The 19,866-nt window shown below is 42.4% G+C and carries 20 protein-coding genes and 1 pseudogene; 7 read left to right on the forward strand and 14 right to left on the reverse strand.

All coding sequences use genetic code 11. The features are described from left to right. The first annotated feature begins 48 nt into the window (after positions 1-48). Together DFP77_RS17725 and DFP77_RS17730 are read left to right on the forward strand one after the other, a co-directional pair. On the forward strand, positions 49-885 hold the full coding sequence (locus DFP77_RS17725) for a M23 family metallopeptidase (RefSeq protein WP_258861208.1): 837 nt from the start codon (positions 49-51) through the stop codon (positions 883-885). Next, positions 795-1,259, forward strand: coding sequence for a bactofilin family protein (locus DFP77_RS17730; protein ID WP_114413544.1), 465 nt, complete (start codon positions 795-797; stop codon positions 1,257-1,259). The genes DFP77_RS17725 and DFP77_RS17730 overlap by 91 nt, the downstream gene beginning before the upstream one ends. Here DFP77_RS17730 and rho read toward each other — a convergent pair. Both rho and DFP77_RS17740 read right to left on the reverse strand, forming a co-directional pair. Beyond that, positions 1,256-2,212 (reverse strand): transcription termination factor Rho, encoded by a 957-nt coding sequence (rho, locus tag DFP77_RS17735; protein ID WP_114413545.1) that lies wholly within the window; start codon positions 2,210-2,212, stop codon positions 1,256-1,258. The two genes, DFP77_RS17730 and rho, sit on opposite strands and share 4 nt — an antisense overlap. A 98-nt stretch (positions 2,213-2,310) precedes the next feature. Beyond that, positions 2,311-4,449 carry a GGDEF domain-containing protein gene (locus DFP77_RS17740; RefSeq protein WP_114413546.1) on the reverse strand — a complete coding sequence of 713 codons (2,139 nt, stop codon included), beginning with the start codon at positions 4,447-4,449 and terminating at the stop codon, positions 2,311-2,313. A gap of 347 nt (positions 4,450-4,796) precedes the next feature. On the opposite strand from DFP77_RS17740, the gene DFP77_RS17745 reads away from it, so the two are divergent. Continuing rightward, positions 4,797-6,059 (forward strand): hypothetical protein, encoded by a 1,263-nt coding sequence (locus DFP77_RS17745; RefSeq protein WP_114413547.1) that lies wholly within the window; start codon positions 4,797-4,799, stop codon positions 6,057-6,059. Between the two features lie 137 nt (positions 6,060-6,196). Here DFP77_RS17745 and DFP77_RS17750 read toward each other — a convergent pair whose 3' ends face one another. Beyond that, the gene (locus DFP77_RS17750) at positions 6,197-6,550 is read right to left on the reverse strand and encodes a DUF1428 domain-containing protein (protein ID WP_110573096.1); all 354 of its coding nucleotides are present in this window, start codon (positions 6,548-6,550) and stop codon (positions 6,197-6,199) included. A gap of 274 nt (positions 6,551-6,824) precedes the next feature. Here DFP77_RS17750 and DFP77_RS17755 point away from each other — a divergent pair, with 274 nt between their 5' ends. After that, positions 6,825-7,700 (forward strand): MYG1 family protein, encoded by an 876-nt coding sequence (locus tag DFP77_RS17755; protein WP_114413548.1) that lies wholly within the window; start codon positions 6,825-6,827, stop codon positions 7,698-7,700. An 83-nt stretch (positions 7,701-7,783) separates the two neighbouring features. Here DFP77_RS17755 and DFP77_RS17760 read toward each other — a convergent pair whose 3' ends face one another. After that, entirely contained in the window at positions 7,784-8,689 is a 906-nt protein-coding gene (locus tag DFP77_RS17760; protein ID WP_114413549.1) for an ankyrin repeat domain-containing protein, read from the reverse strand. Positions 8,690-8,802: 113 nt separating this feature from the next. Here DFP77_RS17760 and DFP77_RS17765 point away from each other — a divergent pair, with 113 nt between their 5' ends. Then, on the forward strand, positions 8,803-9,936 hold the full coding sequence (locus tag DFP77_RS17765; RefSeq protein WP_114413550.1) for a hypothetical protein: 1,134 nt from the start codon (positions 8,803-8,805) through the stop codon (positions 9,934-9,936). Then, positions 9,933-10,697, forward strand: coding sequence for a hypothetical protein (locus tag DFP77_RS17770; RefSeq protein ID WP_114413551.1), 765 nt, complete (start codon positions 9,933-9,935; stop codon positions 10,695-10,697). The genes DFP77_RS17765 and DFP77_RS17770 overlap by 4 nt, the downstream gene beginning before the upstream one ends. 122 nt (positions 10,698-10,819) lie before the next feature. On the opposite strand, the gene DFP77_RS17775 is transcribed toward DFP77_RS17770, so the two are convergent. The 8 genes from DFP77_RS17775 to DFP77_RS17810 form a co-directional block, all read right to left on the reverse strand. Continuing rightward, the gene (locus tag DFP77_RS17775) at positions 10,820-11,554 is read right to left on the reverse strand and encodes a spermidine synthase (protein WP_114413552.1); all 735 of its coding nucleotides are present in this window, start codon (positions 11,552-11,554) and stop codon (positions 10,820-10,822) included. A gap of 160 nt (positions 11,555-11,714) precedes the next feature. Further along, entirely contained in the window at positions 11,715-12,119 is a 405-nt protein-coding gene (locus tag DFP77_RS17780) for a DUF1801 domain-containing protein (RefSeq protein ID WP_114413553.1), read from the reverse strand. A gap of 111 nt (positions 12,120-12,230) precedes the next feature. Next, the gene (locus DFP77_RS19595) at positions 12,231-12,383 is read right to left on the reverse strand and encodes a hypothetical protein (RefSeq protein WP_181858588.1); all 153 of its coding nucleotides are present in this window, start codon (positions 12,381-12,383) and stop codon (positions 12,231-12,233) included. Between the two features lie 203 nt (positions 12,384-12,586). Beyond that, positions 12,587-13,138, reverse strand: coding sequence for a hypothetical protein (locus tag DFP77_RS17785; RefSeq protein WP_114413554.1), 552 nt, complete (start codon positions 13,136-13,138; stop codon positions 12,587-12,589). Between the two features lie 120 nt (positions 13,139-13,258). After that, positions 13,259-13,819: a hypothetical protein gene (locus DFP77_RS17790; protein WP_114413555.1), complete on the reverse strand. Its 561-nt coding sequence runs from the start codon at positions 13,817-13,819 to the stop codon at positions 13,259-13,261. A gap of 286 nt (positions 13,820-14,105) precedes the next feature. Continuing rightward, a complete protein-coding gene (locus DFP77_RS17800) occupies positions 14,106-14,327 on the reverse strand; it encodes a hypothetical protein (protein ID WP_147270571.1) in 222 nt (73 codons plus the stop codon). Positions 14,328-14,898: 571 nt separating this feature from the next. After that, positions 14,899-15,198: a hypothetical protein gene (locus DFP77_RS17805; protein ID WP_114413558.1), complete on the reverse strand. Its 300-nt coding sequence runs from the start codon at positions 15,196-15,198 to the stop codon at positions 14,899-14,901. A gap of 155 nt (positions 15,199-15,353) precedes the next feature. Further along, complete coding sequence (locus tag DFP77_RS17810) at positions 15,354-16,850, reverse strand: carboxypeptidase M32 (RefSeq protein ID WP_114413559.1); 1,497 nt, start codon at positions 16,848-16,850, stop codon at positions 15,354-15,356. A gap of 221 nt (positions 16,851-17,071) precedes the next feature. Here DFP77_RS17810 and DFP77_RS19600 point away from each other — a divergent pair, with 221 nt between their 5' ends. Further along, complete coding sequence (locus DFP77_RS19600) at positions 17,072-17,239, forward strand: hypothetical protein (RefSeq protein ID WP_181858589.1); 168 nt, start codon at positions 17,072-17,074, stop codon at positions 17,237-17,239. 42 nt (positions 17,240-17,281) lie between these two features. Here DFP77_RS19600 and dld read toward each other — a convergent pair whose 3' ends face one another. Together dld and DFP77_RS20050 are read right to left on the reverse strand one after the other, a co-directional pair. Next, positions 17,282-19,021 carry a D-lactate dehydrogenase gene (gene dld, locus DFP77_RS17815; protein ID WP_114413560.1) on the reverse strand — a complete coding sequence of 580 codons (1,740 nt, stop codon included), beginning with the start codon at positions 19,019-19,021 and terminating at the stop codon, positions 17,282-17,284. A gap of 174 nt (positions 19,022-19,195) precedes the next feature. Next, a pseudogene (locus tag DFP77_RS20050) lies at positions 19,196-19,623 on the reverse strand (BLUF domain-containing protein). Between the last annotated feature and the right edge of the window lie 243 nt (positions 19,624-19,866).

Below are 19,866 nucleotides of genomic sequence, written 5' to 3' on the forward strand. Positions count from 1 at the left end.
GGAAAAAGGACTCGTCACACATTCAAGTTTGTAAGTTACGTCATTTTTATGGCTGTCCTTCTCACTGCAGGAATTATTTACTACTTAGTTAACGATGCAGAAAACTCAAAGCTAAAATTACTCGAACTAGAGAGCAAATCATCCTCTTTAACAAAAGAAATCACCTCGCTGACTGCACTTAAGCTAAGCTTAGAACAGGATTTATCTGAGCGAGAAGAACGAATGCTATTAGTTTCTGATCGATTAAATGATCTAGAAAAAGTACTGGGTATGGATGATCAGAACAACGTCGAGCTGGAATCACGGTTAGATACAGCGGCCATGAACTCATCATTAAGAGTCGCCATGCTGACTCAGATACCAAGCGGACCACCAGTTAAAAATGCCAGAACTTCTTCAGGTTACGGCAAAAGAAAGCATCCAGTTCTTGGCACCATAAGGGTTCACCGTGGACAAGACTTTGCGGTCAATACTGGAACCCCTATTTATGCGCCAGCGGACGGAACAGTGGAAGTAACAAGACCCAGTAAAGAAGGTTCAGGGAATTTTCTGCGCTTGCTACACGGATATGGTTTCTCCAGCTCTTACTCTCATATGAGTAAGTTTGCAGTAAACAAAGGCGATTTTGTTAAAAAAGGCGATTTGATCGGTTACTCCGGCAACAGTGGATTAACCTCAGGGCCGCATCTGCATTATGAAATACGCTTCGTTGGACGAGCACTCGATCCCAAACCATTCATAGCTTGGGATGTCGATAATTTTGATACAATTTTTGAAAGTGTAAGAGGTATACGATGGGAATCTTTGGTGGACAAAATAGAGTTAAGAGTCAGTCAGCAACTACAACTCTCATCGCAGAAGGCTGCACAATTAACGGGCAGATAAATGTCGCCAACCATCTACAAATTGATGGCACTGTCGAAGGTCAAATTGAAGCGACTAATCAAATTAAAATCAGTGTATCAGGCAATGTTCAGGGTGAAATCACCACTGACCGTCTAATCATCAATGGCAATTTTGAAGGTATTTGTCGGGCAAATTATATTGAGATTTTAAGCTGTGGTCGCGTTAGCGGGACAGTTTACAGCGATAATCTTAGCATAGAGTCTGGCGGCAAGTTTACAGGGATCACTAACCCATCAGGCAAGGAGATGGAAGTACAAGAGCCACACGGACAGCTGAGCAGCCTTGATAGTTTAGATGAACTCGACCATCAAGAAGACAAGATCGTCTTGATGAGCAATGATAAAAACGCCTAATTAAAAGAGAAAGCCCTTAGTAACTCTGCATTGGTTGGGTATTCTTGTAATAACTCAACCAATTTTTGAGCACCATCGACAGGCTTAAGGTGCGTAAGAGAACGACGTAAAGCACGCACTTTTTCAATGTCTTTAGCATCAATCAGCAGCTCCTCTCGGCGCGTGCTGCTTTTCGCAATATCGATAGCCGGAAAAATACGATGACTCGCCGCTTCTCGTGACAACACAATTTCCATATTGCCCGTGCCTTTGAATTCTTCAAAGATCACCTGATCCATCTTACTACCAGTATCCACTAAAATAGTTGCCAGAATAGTTAGCGATCCGCCGTTTTCTATTTTTCTCGCTGCGCCAAACAGCTTACGTGGAATTTCTAACGCTCTTGTATCGAGGCCACCAGACATAGTTCGACCGCTTCCTCTTTGTTCGGCATTATGAACTCGTGAAAGCCTCGTCAGGGAGTCAATCACAATCATCACATCTTGGCCTTCACCCGCTTGCTTTCGCGCCGTTGCAAGCAGCGCATCAGCCACACGCACATGTTGCGTATAACTTTCGTCAGAAGACGATGCATGCACTTCAGCCGATACGCTGCGCTTAAAGTCTGTCACTTCTTCAGGCCGCTCATCAATCAATAAGGCATAGAGCTTAATGTCTGGATAAGCCTCAGCTACCGCCTGACAAATATGTTTGAGCATGGTTGTTTTACCCGACCCTGGCGGCGCGACTATCAAACCTCGCTGTCCCATGCCAATTGGCGTGATCAAATCCATCGCCCGAACTGTTCGCTCTGAAGAGCCAGATGCCAATTGAATACAAGGTGAAGGATTAATGGCAACGCCGTTTAAAAAACGTTTTTCAGGATCGTTCGGATACAAGTCCTCAGCTACCTCATCGACAGGATTTACGTCAGAAGCACGCTTACCTTTCAAACTTAGTATTTTTCTCGTCATAACAGGGGTTATCGCTTTTGGTGATTAAAAGTGTGGAGATATGAACATCAATACTATGATGTTACAGTGATCAGCGCTCATTTGATATTGAACACTGACTAATTCAATTTCGACATACGAATACAATTACGACCACTCTCCTTCGCCTTATACAAAGCAAGGTCTGCTTGCTGGAACAATTGCTTAGGATCCACAGAGAGCTCTGGCCAACTTGCTATACCAATCGAAATAGTCAGACTATCTAACAACTCCCCTTCATACTCAATCTTGGTATTTTCTACTGCATGTTTTAACTGCTCGGCTCGCTGCAAACAATCACCACCTTTAGCACGCGGCATAATGACAATAAACTCTTCCCCACCCAATCGACAGACAATATCTGCTTGGCGAAAGAATCGACTTAATAAGCCTGCAAGAGTTTTTAATGCTTCGTCTCCTGCTGGGTGACCATAGGTATCATTGAACTTCTTAAAGTGATCAATATCACAAATTAACAATGATAGCGGCTCCATATTCCTTTCTGATGACGCAATCTCATATTCCAGCACTTCGGTAAAAAAACGTCTGTTTTTTAAATTCGTCAAAACATCTTCGTATGAAAAGCGCTGCAACTCTTCACGCAAAGCGATATTTGCTAACGTAATGCTGATCTTTTCAACTGCTCGCTCTAACAACGGCATAAACTGATCGACTGGGTAACAACTATTCTCTTCTGTCACTTTAACTTGTAAAAGAGCGACATGGCGGACCAAACCTTGCTGGTTGACTATTTTGAATGGAAAAAGCCCTTGCTCATGATCGAATATCGCATGCTCTATCACAGTAACTCCTGAGGTTGGCATTTCAATGTTGCGCCCCCAGCACTGTATATCTTGCCAATCATCCGAATTAACGATGCTAAACGTGCCCGAAAATGGCTGACAAAGCTCAGCTACTGCATTTCCAACCTTATCAATTCCCTGTTCTAATGTATGGCAACTCTCTAAAGCCAAAACGATATCACTGGCAATTTCTAATTTTTGCTGCTGAAACAATAAGCCTTCAGAACGTAATTTTTCTTTTTCAGCCATAACCGTAAGCTGCTCAGTTCGCTCATTTACTTCAGACTCTAGTGATATGTTTAATTTGGCTAAACGACGCTGTGTAAACAAATAATGGTTAAACGAGAGCCCAATAATCGCAACAGAAAACAGCAATGCACCACTTGAAACAGGAACACTACTCCATGAAACCCAACCATGGGCAACAAACATATCCAGCAGCATAACGGCACAAAAACCAAAGTAGGCAAGAATCAATATCTTCTGCTCAAACCTGACACGGTTAAAAACAAACAACACAAAGCCAACCAATAACAATAGCGTCACGATAAAGATACCGTCGAAAATGGGGTATAGTTGGCTAATACTAACAACGCCAGATAAGCTACCTACCCCAGCAACAACCAAGAAGGCAAGATGGAATTTCCAAAGCCATTCAAAATGTCGTACTTCTAAATTAGCCTTAGATAACCATTCTGCCAATAGCATAAACATGGGAATCGGCAATAAGAAATAGGCATAAGCTCCAACATAATTCCACAATAGTGGTTGATCCCAAACCAACTTCATCACAGGGATATCACCCAGAACTAACCCAGCGGCTGCAAGAGAGAAAAAGCACACACTTAAGAATTGACGACGTTGCCCTTTAAATATGGCAAATACCGCCGCCATTAAAGCAATAAATAAAGTGATACCAGCAACGACAATACCCTGAGATGATTCACCAACAATTTGATAAAGAATATCAATCCTTTCGCTAAGCTTTACTTCACCCCAGAAGCCAATTTTGTGATAATCCGAAAAAACACGAAAATACAGTGTTTTTCCGGCAAAATCTTCCGGTAAAATAACCATATGCCAAGGCCAGCCTGCAAACTTGCCAGAGCCATCTTGATTAAATTGCCCATGTTTATAAATTCGATCGCCATCCAAATAAACTTCTGCCAGCAAATCGATGCTCGAGGCAAAAAATACTGGGTCTCTTAGTGAAACATCAGGCAAAGTGATACGAAACCAAACATTTTCAAAAACATTCTGAGCGGGAGGGTTTGCAGGAAAGTCTATTTGTAACCATTGGGCGGAACTGTCTTTTTGAGTCCAAATTGGCACACCGTTAGAGTCAAACGGTGAATCCCCCAAAGAATACTCCCATCCAGTGTCTAAGCTTGTGTCTTTTGCCAATGAAGTAGACACTATACATAATCCTACTAAAACACAGCATATTCGAGCAAAATTGAAAAATATTTGATGTAAGTACTTCAAAGTATTACCCGATTAAAATTAAAAACGAAATGATCTTTAGAGCAAAAAGTCACTCTAGCTTTTTTATTAGATTATGAAAGCAGGTAATGTAGATCTATCACATTCACCCATTTAATAAATCACGCACCATAAAAAATATTAAAGAGATTTTAGAATTCACACAAGGCTTTCATAGTGCTGACTTATTATAGTTATATCACTATTTTATCAAATATAGACGAGGTTTTATCATTACCGTCATTTCACCATGGATAAAGAACATTGAAGACATGTAACCAATGAATTTATTAAAAAAATACACTGGCTGGTTTGTCCTGGGCACCTTGGCACTTTACCTGATATCTGTCACACAACTTATTTCGGTGTTGCTCCCGACAATATTAGCTTGGTCTGCCAATATTGCCATGTGGCATACCTTAGCACCTAGTGCAAAACGCCAAGTAAGTTGGCTTATGATTATAGGTAGTACGGCATTACTCTTTGCCGGATCCCAAGGTACTTGGATGACATGGCAACAGGTTTTTGCTGTCAATATACCTATGCTGGCAATGTTTGTGGCTGTTTCTTTTTTAGACTTAACCAACACAGCCGATAAGAGCAGTGAACTTCCTAGAGGTTTTAAAGCCATCCTAAATACAGCATTAGGGGTTCAAGTTTTAGGCGCCATAATTAACCTTTCTGTTATTTTAGTATTTGCTGACCGTATGAAGGCGGCGAACAAATTAAGCCCCGTACAACAATTTATCCTAACTCGTAACTTTGCCTCTGCAGCTTGGTGGTCGCCGTTTTTTGTTGCAACAGGGATTGCATTAACTTATGCACCCGGCATGCAATGGCAAAAAACGCTGATTCCTGGTTTAGTGATGGGAATTGTCGCGATTATTTTTTCGACTACAGAAGCATTTCATCGAACAAAAGGTGATTTCAAGGGCTACCCAATTAAGCGCGAAAGCCTTTTTATCCCTGTCTTCTTAGCTTTGTCAGTGATACTTTTTCATTATATTTGGCCAAACATCAGCATACTTGTACTCATTTGTATTTTAGCGCCCTGCGCAACCATTCTGCTAATTAACACCAACTCAAGAAAAGACAGTCTCCTTAAGTTCGTCAACCACAAGCTCCCTCAAATAGGCAGCCAATTTGCATTATTCTTAGCCGCGGGAATTTTCTCCAATGGCATTAGCGCCATTATTTTGAGCTACCCAGAGTTATTCAATTTGAATAATTTCACTTTTAATCCGCCTCTGTTTTCTTTTGTGCTTGCAGCTATGATTATCGTTGGCATCGTTGGGGTACACCCTGTTGTCAGCATTGCCATTGCAAGCCCCATGCTACTACCACTCAATCCAGATCCAACTCAACTAGGCTTCTTATTTCTCAGTGCTTGGGCTATTTCGGCAGGCAGTAGCGGACTGACAGGACTTGGCCTACTCATGACAAGTCGCTATCAAATACCAACCAAAGTTATCGTAACAAACAGTCTTCATTACGCTATTTTTATGTGGGTATTATGCTGTATCGTAAATTGGCTATTTTTATAAATTTTATATACAAAAAATTACATAAATCATTTAAAAAAATAATCATACAATAAGAAAATTAGATTTCATCAATAAAAAATCGAGAAACAACCATTGAGGTTTATTCTTAAATTCTCTTATAAATACGATGAAACTGATTAGACATCTGAAATAATATTGAAGCCACCATAGATAATACGTTTACCATCAAAAGGCATTGGATTTTTATCAGGATCCATTCTTAGGTCTTCCATTGCAGATTGCCATCCAGCATCACGAATTTCTTTTGAGGGCCAAGTGATCCAAGAAAAAGCGATCACCTCATCATCCTTCTTTTGAACAGCCAACGGAAAAGAAGTCACCTCACCTTCAGGAACATCATCGCCCCATGCATCCACCACATTTAATGCCCCATAATCTTTGAAGACAGCCGCCATTTTTTCAGCGTGCTCTATATATTCTTCTTTATTAGATGCAGGTACTGCTGCGACAAACCCATCTACATATGACATTGAGTAACCCTCTATAGTTAAATCAAATAGATATAAATTTTCTCACTTGGACCGAGGTCTATTTTTACTACTGTAATTCTAGCTACCTTCTAGCACTACCGCCATTTGAAAAATATAAAGAGCTAAAATGACGGCTCTGATTGGCGTTTATGTATGCCTATATTAGTTGATGTTAAAATCAACGGTGTTACCAACCACTAAAACCCCGTAAAATGCCGACCTTTAGTACCTGTGTGCTGTTAAGTGAAATGATACCAATAAAAGAGACTGTAGAATGACCGAGCAAGTTCAAGTAATCGCAACGCACAATGGCAACTTTCACGCAGACGACGTATTTGCCGTAGCGGCGCTTAAACACCTTTTTCCGTCTGCAAAAATAATACGCACACGTGACTTAGACGTCATGGCAAAAGCCGACATAGTGCTAGACGTTGGTGGTATTTACGACGCAGAACAAGGCCGTTTTGACCATCACCAAAAAGGCGGTGCCGGGGCACGAGAAAACGGCATCCCATTCTCATCTTTTGGCTTAATCTGGCAAAAATATGGTCTAGAAATATGCGCAGGTGACCAAGAAGTCACGAATTCATTGGATAAGAACCTCGTCTCTACAATCGACGCCATAGATTGCGGACACGTAGAAGGCGTACAAACAGGTATTAGCCTAAGCCAAACCATTTCCATGTTTAACCCGACTTGGCAAGAAGAAGGCGATTTCGACGCCTGTTTTGATGAAGCGGTTGCCTTTGCTTCACGTATCTTGACTCGATTCATTGCCGCGGCTAGCGGTGGCGTAAACGCAAAAACCATCGTCGCCAACGCCATTGAAAAAGCCGAAGACCCAAGAGTCATCGTGCTAGAACAATACACCCCATGGAAAACCACCGTCCTTAGGTTATCAAAAGACGCCTTATTCATGGTTTACCCATCACAAACTGGGCAATGGCGTATTCAAACCGTCCCAGTCGAGCTTGGCTCCTTTGAAGATCGCAAAAAACTTCCTGCGCCTTGGGCAGGTTTTTCGGATAAAGAACTACAAGATGTCACTGGGTTAGACGATGCCATGTTCTGCCATAACGGCTTATTTATTGCTGGCTGCGCGTCATTTGAAAACACCATAAAAATGGCAGCAATGGCGTTGGATTATTAGATATTTGGAATAAAAAAAGACCGATGAATGAAGCATCGGTCTTTTTTGTTTTTACTGTAAGTATTATGTCCGCTAGCCGCGAGCTAAGCTTCCGCTTGAATAATCAGCCTTAAGGCTTGTGTATAGTATTTTCCGCCAGAACCTGTACGCTTTAGGTATTCATTAAGTTTACTTTTAGCTTGCTCTGGATCTTCCAATTTTAGCAAAGCTTCTCCCCAGAAATAATAAAACGCATCTTCCATTGGAGTATTAAGCTTATCAAGTAAATTGGCGTATATGACCGCACCTAAATACTCTTCTTGTTTTAAGGCATCGGTATAGGCAATCAGATATTTGTCGTGTTTTAGCGACTCAGGGAGCCCTTCGTCACGAGCTTCGATTTCTTTTATGCTAGCTTCCATCCCAGCCACTTTTTGTTTCAGTAAATAGGCTTCTCTGTATTGGTGAATCATATCGGAGGAAATGTCTTTGTTATCTTTGGCGTAGTCGTAAGAGTTGTTCCCATCATTGTTTTTAATTTCAGGATCCATTCCCAGACCGAGCAGGTATTGCACTATATCAGCCTTGCCCATATAAGTAGCGAGCATTAAAGCGTTTCTGCCATAGTTATTGGTGAAATGGATATTTACATCAGCTTCGACCAAAATACGTATGGTTTCAAGGTTGCCACTGTATCGCACGGCAACTAAGAGAGGCGTCCATTGTTCATCGGAAGCTTGGTTTACATCTGCTCCAGCCGCAATCAGTTTTTTTACCAGAGAGTTGTAACCGCCTTCTGCGGCGTAGTAAACGGGAGTGCGCCCATGGTCATAGCTCTCAGTATAGTTACGGATATTTGGATTATAACCATTACTCAGTAGGCGTTCGACTTCTACCACATCGTTATTCCTAGTGGCAGAAATTAATGCGGGTTGTGTAGAACATCCAGTAAGGATCAGAAGAAGTATTAATGCACAGGGCGTCATGAGTTTAAAAAAAGATGTATTCATAAAATCTCTACTTGTACTATAGTTTAGCTTTAGAAATATTTAAGACCATAATACAATTTTTTGCTATATACCATAGTATTTAACTAACATATTGGGCTGTGCGAAGAGAATTAATGAAAATAAACAAGCGCTTAATTTATTTTGTATCGGTAACGTTTGTTAGCGTCGTATTTTTGTTAGGTGTGAAGGCGAATGCTCTATCACTTGAATCCCTAATGAGTGAAGAAAATCAGGAAAGTCTCTCTAGTGGTTCTCAAGCATCGTCCAGCACTGCTTTTGAAGAGGCTATTAAAACAGAAGCAGTAAAAGCAGAAACAACACCAGAGTTAAGCATTTCCATAGGCGATATGATGGATAAAACACCAACAAAGCAGGGGGAGCTTTCTCTGGAAAACATTTATCAAGGAAGGTCGCAACATCAGCTGATGACTGCGAAGCAAGAGCTAGTTTCCCTTAACAATCAGCTTAGAAACGATTGCTCTTGCTCATTAAGCTCATCTAATGCTTGCTACGATTTTAATGCCCGCTCATTGGGATTGACTCAGAAAAATGTCATTAATGCTGCCAATGAAGCCAACCAAATTCTTACCAATCAATCGAAAACCATTTGCCAGAGCTGGAATAGCGCGAAAAATTTTGCCTCAGATGACCCCCAAGCAGTGCAACAGCAAGTAGTGGTGATCAAACGCTATAAAAGCCTTCTTAACGAGGTAGAAAATGCCAGCCAAGAGACTGCGCAAAAACTGAAAAAACAAAACCGCCAAATAGAAGCGGCTATTGCTCAGCAAGAAGAAGACTCAGGCTTTGATTGGGGTAAAGCAATGGCGATGGGGGTTGGTGCACTGGCTGGCGGTTTAGGCGAGCTAGATATTAATTCGCAAACGGAAATCATCAGTAGCATTATTCAAGATAGCTACTCTAATGACTCCTCAATGAATAATTTACAAGCAACGGTGAATGGCCTCAATTCCCAAATGAAGCAAGCCTCGGGTAGTCAGAACAGCCTATCTAATGGGCAAACAAACGGCAGTGGGCAAACGCAAAGCTTTTCCATCGACTTTGTTTATCGCGACTCTTGCCCTTCACCAAGCAGTACTAAAATTAATGCGCCGATTAAAACCAATAGCCAAGCCTGCGCTAATGCTATGAAACGTTATGCTAAAGCTGCCAGTTGTAACTTGATAGACGATCTAGAAGCGGCACAGAGCGCTTATTACAGTGCTTGTGCTTCGGAGATTTACCAGTGAGATATTTACTCGGTTTCAGTGTTCTGCTGTGTTCGATAAGTGTCTATGCTGATGCCTGCCGCGATCAGTTTGTTCAATGCGTGCAAACGACCGGTAATCCCGCCGCTTGCCAATCTAACTATCAAAATTGCAAAACACCTTCAGTAACACCAGCCCCACAAAATACGATCAATGAAAAGCTGTATTATCAGCCAAGTATTCTGCAAGAAAGTGGTCAAAATATGCTTCAGCTCAGTGTCACTAATCAGTCTGAGTCTGCGGTGCAATTAGACAGTGTTTCTTACCAAGTTAGGTGTGCGGATGGATCGGTAGAAATAATCCGTTTTAATTTAGGAGGTATCATTCTACCCAGTAAGGAGCCTAGGCACATTGGACAACCTCAAGTTGCTTGCTTTGCTAGGGGTGGCGTGGTTGCCATATTGCACTCCTCAGAAGCGCCAGATCAGGGTGTTGCCAGTTTACAGCAAGAATTGGTTTATTTATTCAATTGTCATGATGGAAAGAAACAAACTCTGACCCTGAAACGATTAGAAAAAGGCGTTTATCAATGGAAAAATAGCCAACAGTCCAAAGGCATTATCAACCAAGGGACAGTACTAAATGAAGATTTTGTCAAACTGGCTTGTGAGCCCTTTGCAAAGCCAAATCAAGATTTGATGATCAAAATCATCCACCAGTTAAAACAATTGGTGGATGAATATGATATTCAGCCAAAAATACAAACTCCGTCTAAAGAGAGTGGGACAGGGGTTAGAGGGTGAATAAAATAACTTAACGAGACACTCATATTAATCGTAGATTTTCATCATACTGGTATGGTCCACTTTTTTAGACATAACATCGGTCTTTTCTCAGCGAAAACCTTAGAGTCAACTGAAAACCATTAGGCTTTTCGAATCGGACGTTCGCACACGTAAACAGAGTTGGTAGCGAAGCCACCCTGAAAAGGGTTTTCAAACTTCACTAAGTGGGATTCCACTGTTTCAAACACAGTACCCAATAAAGCGATAAAATCGTCTTCCGGTGGATTCTGTGACCACATCGCAAAAACCCCTTCATCAACCAACTGCTCCGCCATTAAAGACAAGTTCGCCGTGCTATAAAACCCAGCATTGGAAGGATTCAGATATTCGCTTGGCGAATGGTCAATGTCTAACAAAATCGCATCAAATTTCTTACCCGCATGCTGCGGATCAAAACCGGTATCAGGCGCTGTAGCCAAGTCAAAAAAACTGCCCAATACATAACGATTACGAGCGTCGGCGTTTAACACTTTCCCCAATGGCACCATTTCTTGTTGATGCCAATGAATCACCGTCTCTAACGCATCCACCACCAATAGCTCGGCAATACGCTCGTCGGCTAATGCTGCAACCGCTGTATAACCAAGACCCAAGCCGCCCACGACAACGCTAAGCTGCTCGCCTTTCACCTTCGCCAAGCCTAGCGTAGACAGAGCCTCTTCCGCTGCGACAAACATACTCGACATCAAAAACTCATCGCCGAGTTTTACTTCATAAATATCACGATCGCCCAAAGCTGGAATGCGGCGTTTACGAAGGGAAATCTCACCCAACGGTGATTCTTGGCTGTCCAGCTCTTCAAACAGAAGTGACATATATGATCCTAAACGGGTAAATGAGCCGCTAGTATACGCATAAAAACTTTTGAGGCAGATGAAAATGGTTATAGTTTTTGAAAAAGCGCATTAAACATAGCGTCTAATGTGTGGAAAGTGGCTGTAAGCGAGATAAGAAGTCACTTGTTATGTGAAGCTTTCACGCCCCGAGAAGTGGCAAATGTTTACGTTGGTGATAGGTTAAAGCCAGCTCTAAACAGTGCTTAATAGTGGCTTCTGGTAGAGGCGAAAATAACGATAACACTATGGCTCTATTGCCTTGAAACTCGAGCACGTCACCATACAACTCTCTAAAGGTATCGACTAACTTAGTCTGGCAATGAAAGAACAAATAATAATGATCTGGTGAGTTCGACTTCCAGTCCATTCTCAACGGGCTGCCGATTTTGACGCTATAACTTGGCTCGCCCCATTTAAGAGACTCTTGAACACTACCCAGCTCCAACTCAGCAGCAATTCGAAAAACAAGGCTTCGCAGTTCCTCTATCCGGATACGAACATTTTCTGGATATTCATCGAAGCGGATTTGGACAGCCTTATTCATTAGATTCCCTTAGTTAGCATTATTAGCATAAACCTTACTGGCCGCTTTGGATTTAGATGAAAAACCACCCTATTCTTCATCTGATCCTAACCATCAAACCCGAGCGTATTTCTAGCCCTTGTTTACATTGCCTTTATTGGATCTTTCGTTTCTCTTCTGTTTCTTGCGGTTATTTTTCTCAGTGACGATCTTGATGGCTTCATCCTTGGTTAAATGAGGATGCTTAGCGATCAGTTCTTCCACTTTGGTATCAAATGCGGTCATTTATAAATCTCTTGTATTGAAGTATGAATTAGGTCGTTATTTTAGCTCAGCAAAGATAGAGAAGATAATATTTCTTAGCGATGGCTGATGTGTATTTTAGGCACAGCAACAGTAGAGCAAAAATTGCTGATGGTTTACTCATACCAAGTAGAGAGTTTAACGTCCAAAGCAGCGGTTTATCCGCTGCCTTTGTTTGTTACATACTACCATCCAAGTGGAATATTTATTAGATCTGAAAATGCCCATAAAACTGTACCAATTATAAGCATCATGAACTCCCAGCCCCTAAGCTTTTTTGACCAAACATCAAACATCTCTTTGAGCCAAGCCTTTATAAATCCTTCTTTATCAAGGCCCTCTAATTCAGCACCATTATAATTTTTCAGGCTTTCTAAGAACTCTATAGCGTCCTTTTCGTTAAAACCGGGCTTAATCTTTTCTAGTTCGGCCTTTTTCTTATGTACAAAACTCGATGCCCATATTTCAAAAAGTTTTTCCTTACCTATGAATTTAACTGTTTCTTCAAAGCTCATATTTCTTAGATCTAAATAAAAATCTTTATAAGCCATAGATATAGCTATCAGTGTTACGAGCGCCCCCGCCCTACCTAAGTGCGTAAAATCCTTAAATACGATCGCTACCACGAAACCAACAACAAGAACCAAGCCTGCAGCTATGATATAAGCAATGAATTCTAGGAAAAAACTAAAAACAGGAGAGTCTTCATCCAACCTCCATGCGTCTTTATCTGACATTTCAACTCCATTGGTTTATGTCTACACTAATTTTGCATGTAACGCCCCGCTAAACGGCGAGCGTTAGCGAGTCCGGTGGAGGCCACGTTTTTTGTGGCCGTAACGAATTTGAGCGGCTTGTTATGTGAGTTCACGCCCTATTTTCTTTGCTAGCTGTTTAAGCCTGGGAAATGCCTTTTCAGCCTCTTCTTTTGTGGAGAAAACAGTCTTTATTTCTGGCATAAAGATATTACCACCAACGTTAAAAGCCTTAATAAACTCGTCAATTTGGCTATGGATGTGATCAAATTCATATGACGATCGATACTGAAGTAATTTTCTGTAAGCATTATATTGAGTATTGTTGTTGCCAAATCCGACGATTGGTTCGGATTTCCAATGCTCGACCATTTTAAGAAGCCGACCTGGAATTAGGCTTTTACCTATTTGTGGTTTTGCTTGTTCTAGATAAAGGTCAGACCTTAGAAAGTGATAAATATATAGAGCGACTGCGCTGAGCAAAAAGGGCAGAAAACCAATAAACACTTTGTTGGCGATAAGCTCCGCAGTCTTTTCCGCACCTTTGATCTGGAATGTGAAGTAGCAAAGCCATACGAAATTTGCCAGCCCCCACAGAATACTCCAAATGCTTTTGGAGTCGCTCTTGAAGTGCTTCCATGCCTCTTTGGCACTTTTAGCCATGTTTACTCCTTAAATCACATAACGCTTCACATCAGCCGACCGAAAAACGCGCAGCGTTTTTTGGGTCGGCTGGATGTGATTGTTAGGCGCTTGTTGTTTGCTCAAGGCGAGGCCACTTCGCAAAGGCAAAGACCCAAATCATTATCAAATTTACTATTGGCACAAAAATAAGCAAAACCCACCAACGCGAATACCCAGCCTTATTTAAGATACGACCATATATCCAGATTGTTGGGATGAACATGAGAAGCAGAATAATAATTTGCCAGATACTAATACCCATCGTTTACCCCTCCTGTTGGGCTGCATTATTTTGATATTCCGTTGCTGGCCAACGTGAAAATGCCAGAACGAGACTAACAATCAGCAGCCCGAGGTATGGAATAAATACAAATAATGCCAGCGCAGGATTTTTACCTGCTTTGCCGTGAATCTTCCACAATGGCACAACCAACAATAATCCAAGAACAATTTGCCCAAGCAAATCTGTGATTAATTCATTTTCCATTTTTTGCTCCTCGTTTTTTACGCCTAACAGTTTAATAGTGCGCATGCGCGTTTACACATTATTAAATTCATTCAAAAATCCTTCTAAGTTTCTGAAGAATAATACATTTTCACTCATGTCCACAAAAACCAAAACTGGAAAAGCGAGCATGCGCGTTATTTCATTTATCCACAGCGCGTTATTTCTGTGCGGTAGATGCTTATGCATTGATACTAAAAGACTTATTTATATTCCACCAGTAAAAACGCGCAAAGCTGTGATTATTTTTTAGGCAAAGCGCGCCAAAAAATGGCCACCATAAAAATAGACTGTATATACATGCAGTTAATTGACTCGATTATTCACATAGGATTTTAGATACTTTCAAGCCTCTTGCTAAACCTGATCGACAAACTTGTATTGGCCCCCCATCTTCCGTCTTACCCTTTAAGAAAGGGGAAGAGACTTGGTAGCTGTATTGAATGAGTTATGCGTTTACGAACAACGGCAGATCACGCTTCGCTCATCGTGCCCTACATTTTGGGATGTTTATGTTCAGCAGCGAGAAGCAAAGCAAACGCCAAGAGCGAGGTCAAACGACAGTGTCGAGCGGTGGTGTTTGGTTTGCTCCAAGCGCCAAGGTGAAAGTCAGGGTTAAAGCCTTTTTCCATGAAGGTTTTTTCGCCCATAAAAAGAAAGCTTCGCTTTCGCGGCAGATCACGCTTCGCTCATCGTGCCCTACATTTTGGGTGTTTATGTTCAGTAGCGGGGAGCAAAACAAACGCCAGAGCGAGGTCAAACGACAGTGTCGAGCGGTGGTGTTTGGTTTGCTCCAAGCGCCAAGGTGAAAGTCAGGATTAAAGCCTTTTTCCATGAAGGTTTTTTCGCCCATAAAAAGAAAGCTTCGCTTTCGCGGCAGATCACGCTTCGCTCATCCTGCCCTACGCTTTGGTAATTTATGAGCAAAGCAGACGTCAGAGGGATGGATCCCCGCCTTCGCGGGGGATGACGATGTGGGAGCAAGATAAATAAAGCTGCTTTAATGAGTTACAAGTACCGCCCTTCTAGGTGTTTTCTAAAATGTGCGGCGTTTAGGGTTTCGCCTGTGGCGCGTTTGACGAGTTCATCTGTGGTGTGGAGGGAGGCTTGTGACCAGATGTTGTCACTTAGCCATTGGAAGATTGGGTTTAGGTCGCCACTTTGAATAGCAGCGTCGAAGTCGACATTTTGTATCATGGTGGCTTTGTATTGGGCGGCGTACATGGCACCGAGTGTGTAGCTTGGGAAATAGCCGAAGGCACCGTCTGTCCAGTGGATGTCTTGCATGCAGCCGTTTTTATAGTTGTCTTTGGTGGAAATGCCAAGGGCGGCTTTCATTTTCTCGTCCCACAGTGCCGGTACGTCTGTGTGTTCTATCACGCCGTTGATAAGGTCACGCTCTATCTCGTAACGCAAGATGACATGCGCTGGGTAGGTTAGCTCGTCGGCGTCGACACGAATAAAGCCTTTTTCCACTTGAGTGTAGATTTTGTAGAGGTTGTCTTCGGCAAAGACTGGGTCGCTGTGTGCGTTGAAGGCTTCGGCAGAGAGTCGTGATAAATGGGAAATAAACGGCTTGCTGCGCCCTATTTGCATTTCAAAGAAGAGCGACTGAGATTCATGAATTCCCATGGAACGCGCTTCGCCTACTGGCAAGCCAGCGAAGGCTTTTGGTAAGCCTTGTTCATAACGGGCGTGGCCTGTTTCGTGTACGATGCCCATTAAGGCTTGAACAAAGTCTTTTTCATCGTAGCACGTGGTAATGCGCACATCGCTTGGTACACCGCCACAAAATGGATGCACACTCTGGTCTAGTCGACCACGGTCAAAGTCGAATTGCAGCAGCTTCATCACTTCTAAGCCAAGGGCTTTTTGCGTGGCGGTAGAGAAAGTACCCGATGGCAATAGGATGGATTCAGACTTCTGTTTTTCCAAAACCTTTTCAATCAGTTCTGGCAACCAAGTTTTCACATCGGTAAATAAGGTATTTAGGGAAGCGGTTGTGGTGCCCGGTTCAAATTTGTCGAGCATGGCATCATAAGGTGTAAGACCAAGTGCTTCGCCACGGATTTTGGCTTCTTCACGAGACAGAGCAACGACTTCTTTCCAGTTTTTCTCGAAACCTGTCCAATCGTTTTCTTGGCGCTGAGAGCGCCACGCATGTTCGCATTTGGAACCCGCCATAGACTGCGCTTGTACCAAGTCTTCTGGAACCATGGTCGCTTGCTGCCATTGGCGTTTCATCTCACGTAGGCTGGCTTTTTGCTCTGTGGCTATTTGTTCCGTATTGAAGGATTCTTGCTCGGCGTTACCAAACCATTCTTCTAGCTGGGGTTGTGTCGATAGTCGATGAATGTGAACCGATAATTCCGCCATGGCGTTGGAACGTGCTTCGCTGCCGCCCGATGGCATGTTCGCTGCCGCATCCCAGCCCAGCATGGCTTGAGCGTGGTTAAAATGGCTGAGTGTTTGGTAGTGTGACGTTAACTTGTCGTAGTTGGACATGGTCGTTTTCATCCTATGTAACAGTTGTTCTTCGTGTCAGATTGATATAAATGTGTGATAGCGAGGTAAAATTTGTCATCAGTTACATTTAGTCTAAATCGTTTTATACTTCTTAGACATGAAATATTGCTAGGTGACGACGATGAAACTAAATGATTTAACTGCGAGCGAAAAAGTGACATTAGCTCAGTGGCATATTTTAACTAAAGGGTGATTACCATATGACAAAATCACTAAAAGAATTTAGAAAGAAAATTAATCCAGAAGTACAAGAAGCAGCAAAGGCAAAAGCCGATAAAATCATTGCCAATATGTCTAGTTCAAATCACAAAACAAATAAACTATTCAAAGCTAACAACCTATCAACTAAAAAGCCGAGACATCTTTAAAAGAAACGTCTCGGCTTTTTGCATTTACTCTTGTTCTAACGCTTATTTATGACAACCACAGCCTGTGTGTTCGCCACTCAGTTCTTGCCAGTTTTTCAATTTACTGGTGCCGCCGATGCCGGAGTTGAAGCTGTTGGTTGGGTCGGTTTTTTGGTAAAACTCACGCAGCGCTTGTTTCGCAACATATTCATGGCCCACGTTATGTTCTGCTGGGTATTCTGCGCCGCGAGCGTCGTAGCTAGATAGAATTTGCTTCTTCACCGCTTTGGCATCAACGCCTTTTTTCATGATGTAGTTTTGGTGCATGACGTGACAGAAGAAATGCCCGTAGTACATTTTCACGGCGACTTTTTCTTCAATGTCTTGCGGTAGTTCTTCGAACCAATCGCGCTCATTTCGTGGGAAGGCCACGTCGATGGTCATGATGGAACCCAGTTCTTTCTTATTCATTATATGAAGGCGAGTCAATGCTCCGCCAGTCACAAAGCGATGCAAGATGGCTTGGTCAGCTTCACGTTTGGTACAAGCAAAGAAGTCACCTTCGTTGTCTTTAAAGAAGTTTTCTAAATAGGCTTGTGCTTCCGCAACACCGTCGTTGCTGGTTTCCACTATCCAATGATGTTCGTACTTTTCACGGAAATCTTCCATGCGCTTTGGCAAATGATTTGGGAACAGCTGACTCGCGTATTGCATCATGATGTCAGAGAATTTAGACGGCATGAATTTCAGTTTGCCAGCCCAACGATCGACCGTGCGCTTCAGGGCAAACATTTTCGGGATGTATTTTGTACCAAGCTTATCGATTACCAAGTAGCTGTCTTTACCGTATTTTTTACTGATGTCATAGCTGCTGCTGTGCATGTATTCACCAGACACTGGCAGGTTTTTAAAGGTAGACAACATATCACGGCGCATTTGTTCCATCACCGCTGGATCATTAGTGCCAATGTAGAAAACTTGGTACTTTTCTGGAATCGGGAAGGTATCAATACGCACAGCAAATACCGCCAATTTACCCGCACAACCAGATGCTTCGTACAAACGACGAGGATCGTTATTGAAACGTGATGGGGTGTCTGCGTCTACGTCACGAATACGCTCGTGGTATTCGTTGTCAGAACCGCGTTTTTCTGGGAACTGTACGTCTTTTTCATGGTAGGTTTTGTTTTGCAGGTTGGTCAGAATTTCTTCTGGATCACTTCCCAAATCAATGCCTAAGTTGTTCACCAATTTCAGTTCACCATCTTGCGTGACTTGGGCAAACAAGGACATTTCTGTGTAAGCGGGACCGCGTTGTACCAAGGCACCGCCAGAGTTGTTACAAACACCACCAACAATAGAGGCACCAATACAAGAAGAACCAATAACCGAATGAGGCTCTCGGCCGTAAGGTTTCAGCGTGTCTTCTAAGCCGAACAAGGTACTCCCCGCAAAACCGACGATTTGTTTGCCTTGATCAAGCAACTGAATATCGTCGATACGCATGGTGCTGATGATCACAATAGGACGATCATAGTCCGCGCCATTCGGTGTGGAGCCACCCGTCAAACCAGTATTAGCCGCTTGCATAATAACGATAACGTCCGCTTTTACGCAGGCTTGCAGACATTTCCAGATTTCAACCAAGCTACCAGGACGAACAACCGCATACGCCTTACCACCACCAAGGCGAAAACCTTGGCTGTAAGGTTTGGTCTTGTCTTCATCGGTTAGCGTATATTGGCTGCCAACTATGGCCTTTAATTCAGCGGCCAAATCAAAGCTGGAATTGGTGTCCGTCATACTGTTTTCTGTCATAGAGGCTACTTCACAACGTGTCGGGAAAAGAGGCCAGTATACTAAACTTAACGACGAGTAAAAAACACTCCAGCAAAAGAATTAGGAATCATGTTCATAAGATTTGCTTATGCAAGGCAATAGTTACATAAGCATTATAGAGAGATTTTTCTTAGCGTTTCACTGCGCTTCAGCCCGTTTTATCTCATCTCTGATATCCAGTAAGAGAGACAAAGCACGCTCACCATTCATGTTATATGGGTCGAAGTTGATACTTTTTGTATGCTGGTAAAATAGCTCACGAAGGCTTTCTGTATTTTGTAGATAGCCCATATTCCAGCTATCGAACTCCCTGTGAGAAATTTCTTGATAACCGATTATTTCAGGCTTCTTATGGCGGGAATCCGTCGCGATTTTATGATAAATCTGATTCACGTCTTGGCGTGTCCCTTCTAAACATTGAAGAAAGAACTGCCTGTTAAATACAGCAAGCCTGTCACATTAAGCGCTTTGTTATTGACCCGTGCAGACTTAAGAATGCGGGCAATGTCTTCCACCTCAAATTGCTCGGTAATGGTGCTAGTATAAATAAGTCGAACTAAATCCACATTAAACCCTTTTTATATCGAATATATATAAACCATTTAAATTGAGGTTATCGCTTTGCTATAAAAAAGTAATGTGGATTTAAGTAATTTTTGTATGCGTTTTTTATCTAATTTAATTCCACCTGCTTCTCTATTTTTTAAGGCTTAAGGAAACTGCGATTAAGTCCCCAATATGAGACAATGCCGATCTGACCATTACCTCAAGACCGAATGACATGAATCAGCTTTCCTTCGCCGATACCG

The organism is Marinomonas foliarum, from assembly GCF_003337275.1.
In the GTDB taxonomy this organism is placed as follows: domain Bacteria; phylum Pseudomonadota; class Gammaproteobacteria; order Pseudomonadales; family Marinomonadaceae; genus Marinomonas; species Marinomonas foliarum.

Coding starts and splice junctions, on each gene's coding strand:
- DFP77_RS17725 (WP_258861208.1), top strand. CDS start 49: ATGGCTGTCCTTCTCACTGCAGGAATTATTTACTACTTAGTTAACGAT.
- DFP77_RS17730 (WP_114413544.1), top strand. CDS start 795: ATGGGAATCTTTGGTGGACAAAATAGAGTTAAGAGTCAGTCAGCAACT.
- rho (WP_114413545.1), bottom strand. CDS start 2,212: ATGACGAGAAAAATACTAAGTTTGAAAGGTAAGCGTGCTTCTGACGTA.
- DFP77_RS17745 (WP_114413547.1), top strand. CDS start 4,797: ATGAATTTATTAAAAAAATACACTGGCTGGTTTGTCCTGGGCACCTTG.
- DFP77_RS17750 (WP_110573096.1), bottom strand. CDS start 6,550: ATGTCATATGTAGATGGGTTTGTCGCAGCAGTACCTGCATCTAATAAA.
- DFP77_RS17755 (WP_114413548.1), top strand. CDS start 6,825: ATGACCGAGCAAGTTCAAGTAATCGCAACGCACAATGGCAACTTTCAC.
- DFP77_RS17760 (WP_114413549.1), bottom strand. CDS start 8,689: ATGAATACATCTTTTTTTAAACTCATGACGCCCTGTGCATTAATACTT.
- DFP77_RS17765 (WP_114413550.1), top strand. CDS start 8,803: ATGAAAATAAACAAGCGCTTAATTTATTTTGTATCGGTAACGTTTGTT.
- DFP77_RS17775 (WP_114413552.1), bottom strand. CDS start 11,554: ATGTCACTTCTGTTTGAAGAGCTGGACAGCCAAGAATCACCGTTGGGT.
- DFP77_RS17780 (WP_114413553.1), bottom strand. CDS start 12,119: ATGAATAAGGCTGTCCAAATCCGCTTCGATGAATATCCAGAAAATGTT.
- DFP77_RS19595 (WP_181858588.1), bottom strand. CDS start 12,383: ATGACCGCATTTGATACCAAAGTGGAAGAACTGATCGCTAAGCATCCT.
- DFP77_RS17785 (WP_114413554.1), bottom strand. CDS start 13,138: ATGTCAGATAAAGACGCATGGAGGTTGGATGAAGACTCTCCTGTTTTT.
- DFP77_RS17790 (WP_114413555.1), bottom strand. CDS start 13,819: ATGGCTAAAAGTGCCAAAGAGGCATGGAAGCACTTCAAGAGCGACTCC.
- DFP77_RS17800 (WP_147270571.1), bottom strand. CDS start 14,327: ATGGAAAATGAATTAATCACAGATTTGCTTGGGCAAATTGTTCTTGGA.
- DFP77_RS17805 (WP_114413558.1), bottom strand. CDS start 15,198: ATGGGCGAAAAAACCTTCATGGAAAAAGGCTTTAATCCTGACTTTCAC.
- DFP77_RS17810 (WP_114413559.1), bottom strand. CDS start 16,850: ATGTCCAACTACGACAAGTTAACGTCACACTACCAAACACTCAGCCAT.
- DFP77_RS19600 (WP_181858589.1), top strand. CDS start 17,072: ATGACAAAATCACTAAAAGAATTTAGAAAGAAAATTAATCCAGAAGTA.
- dld (WP_114413560.1), bottom strand. CDS start 19,021: ATGACGGACACCAATTCCAGCTTTGATTTGGCCGCTGAATTAAAGGCC.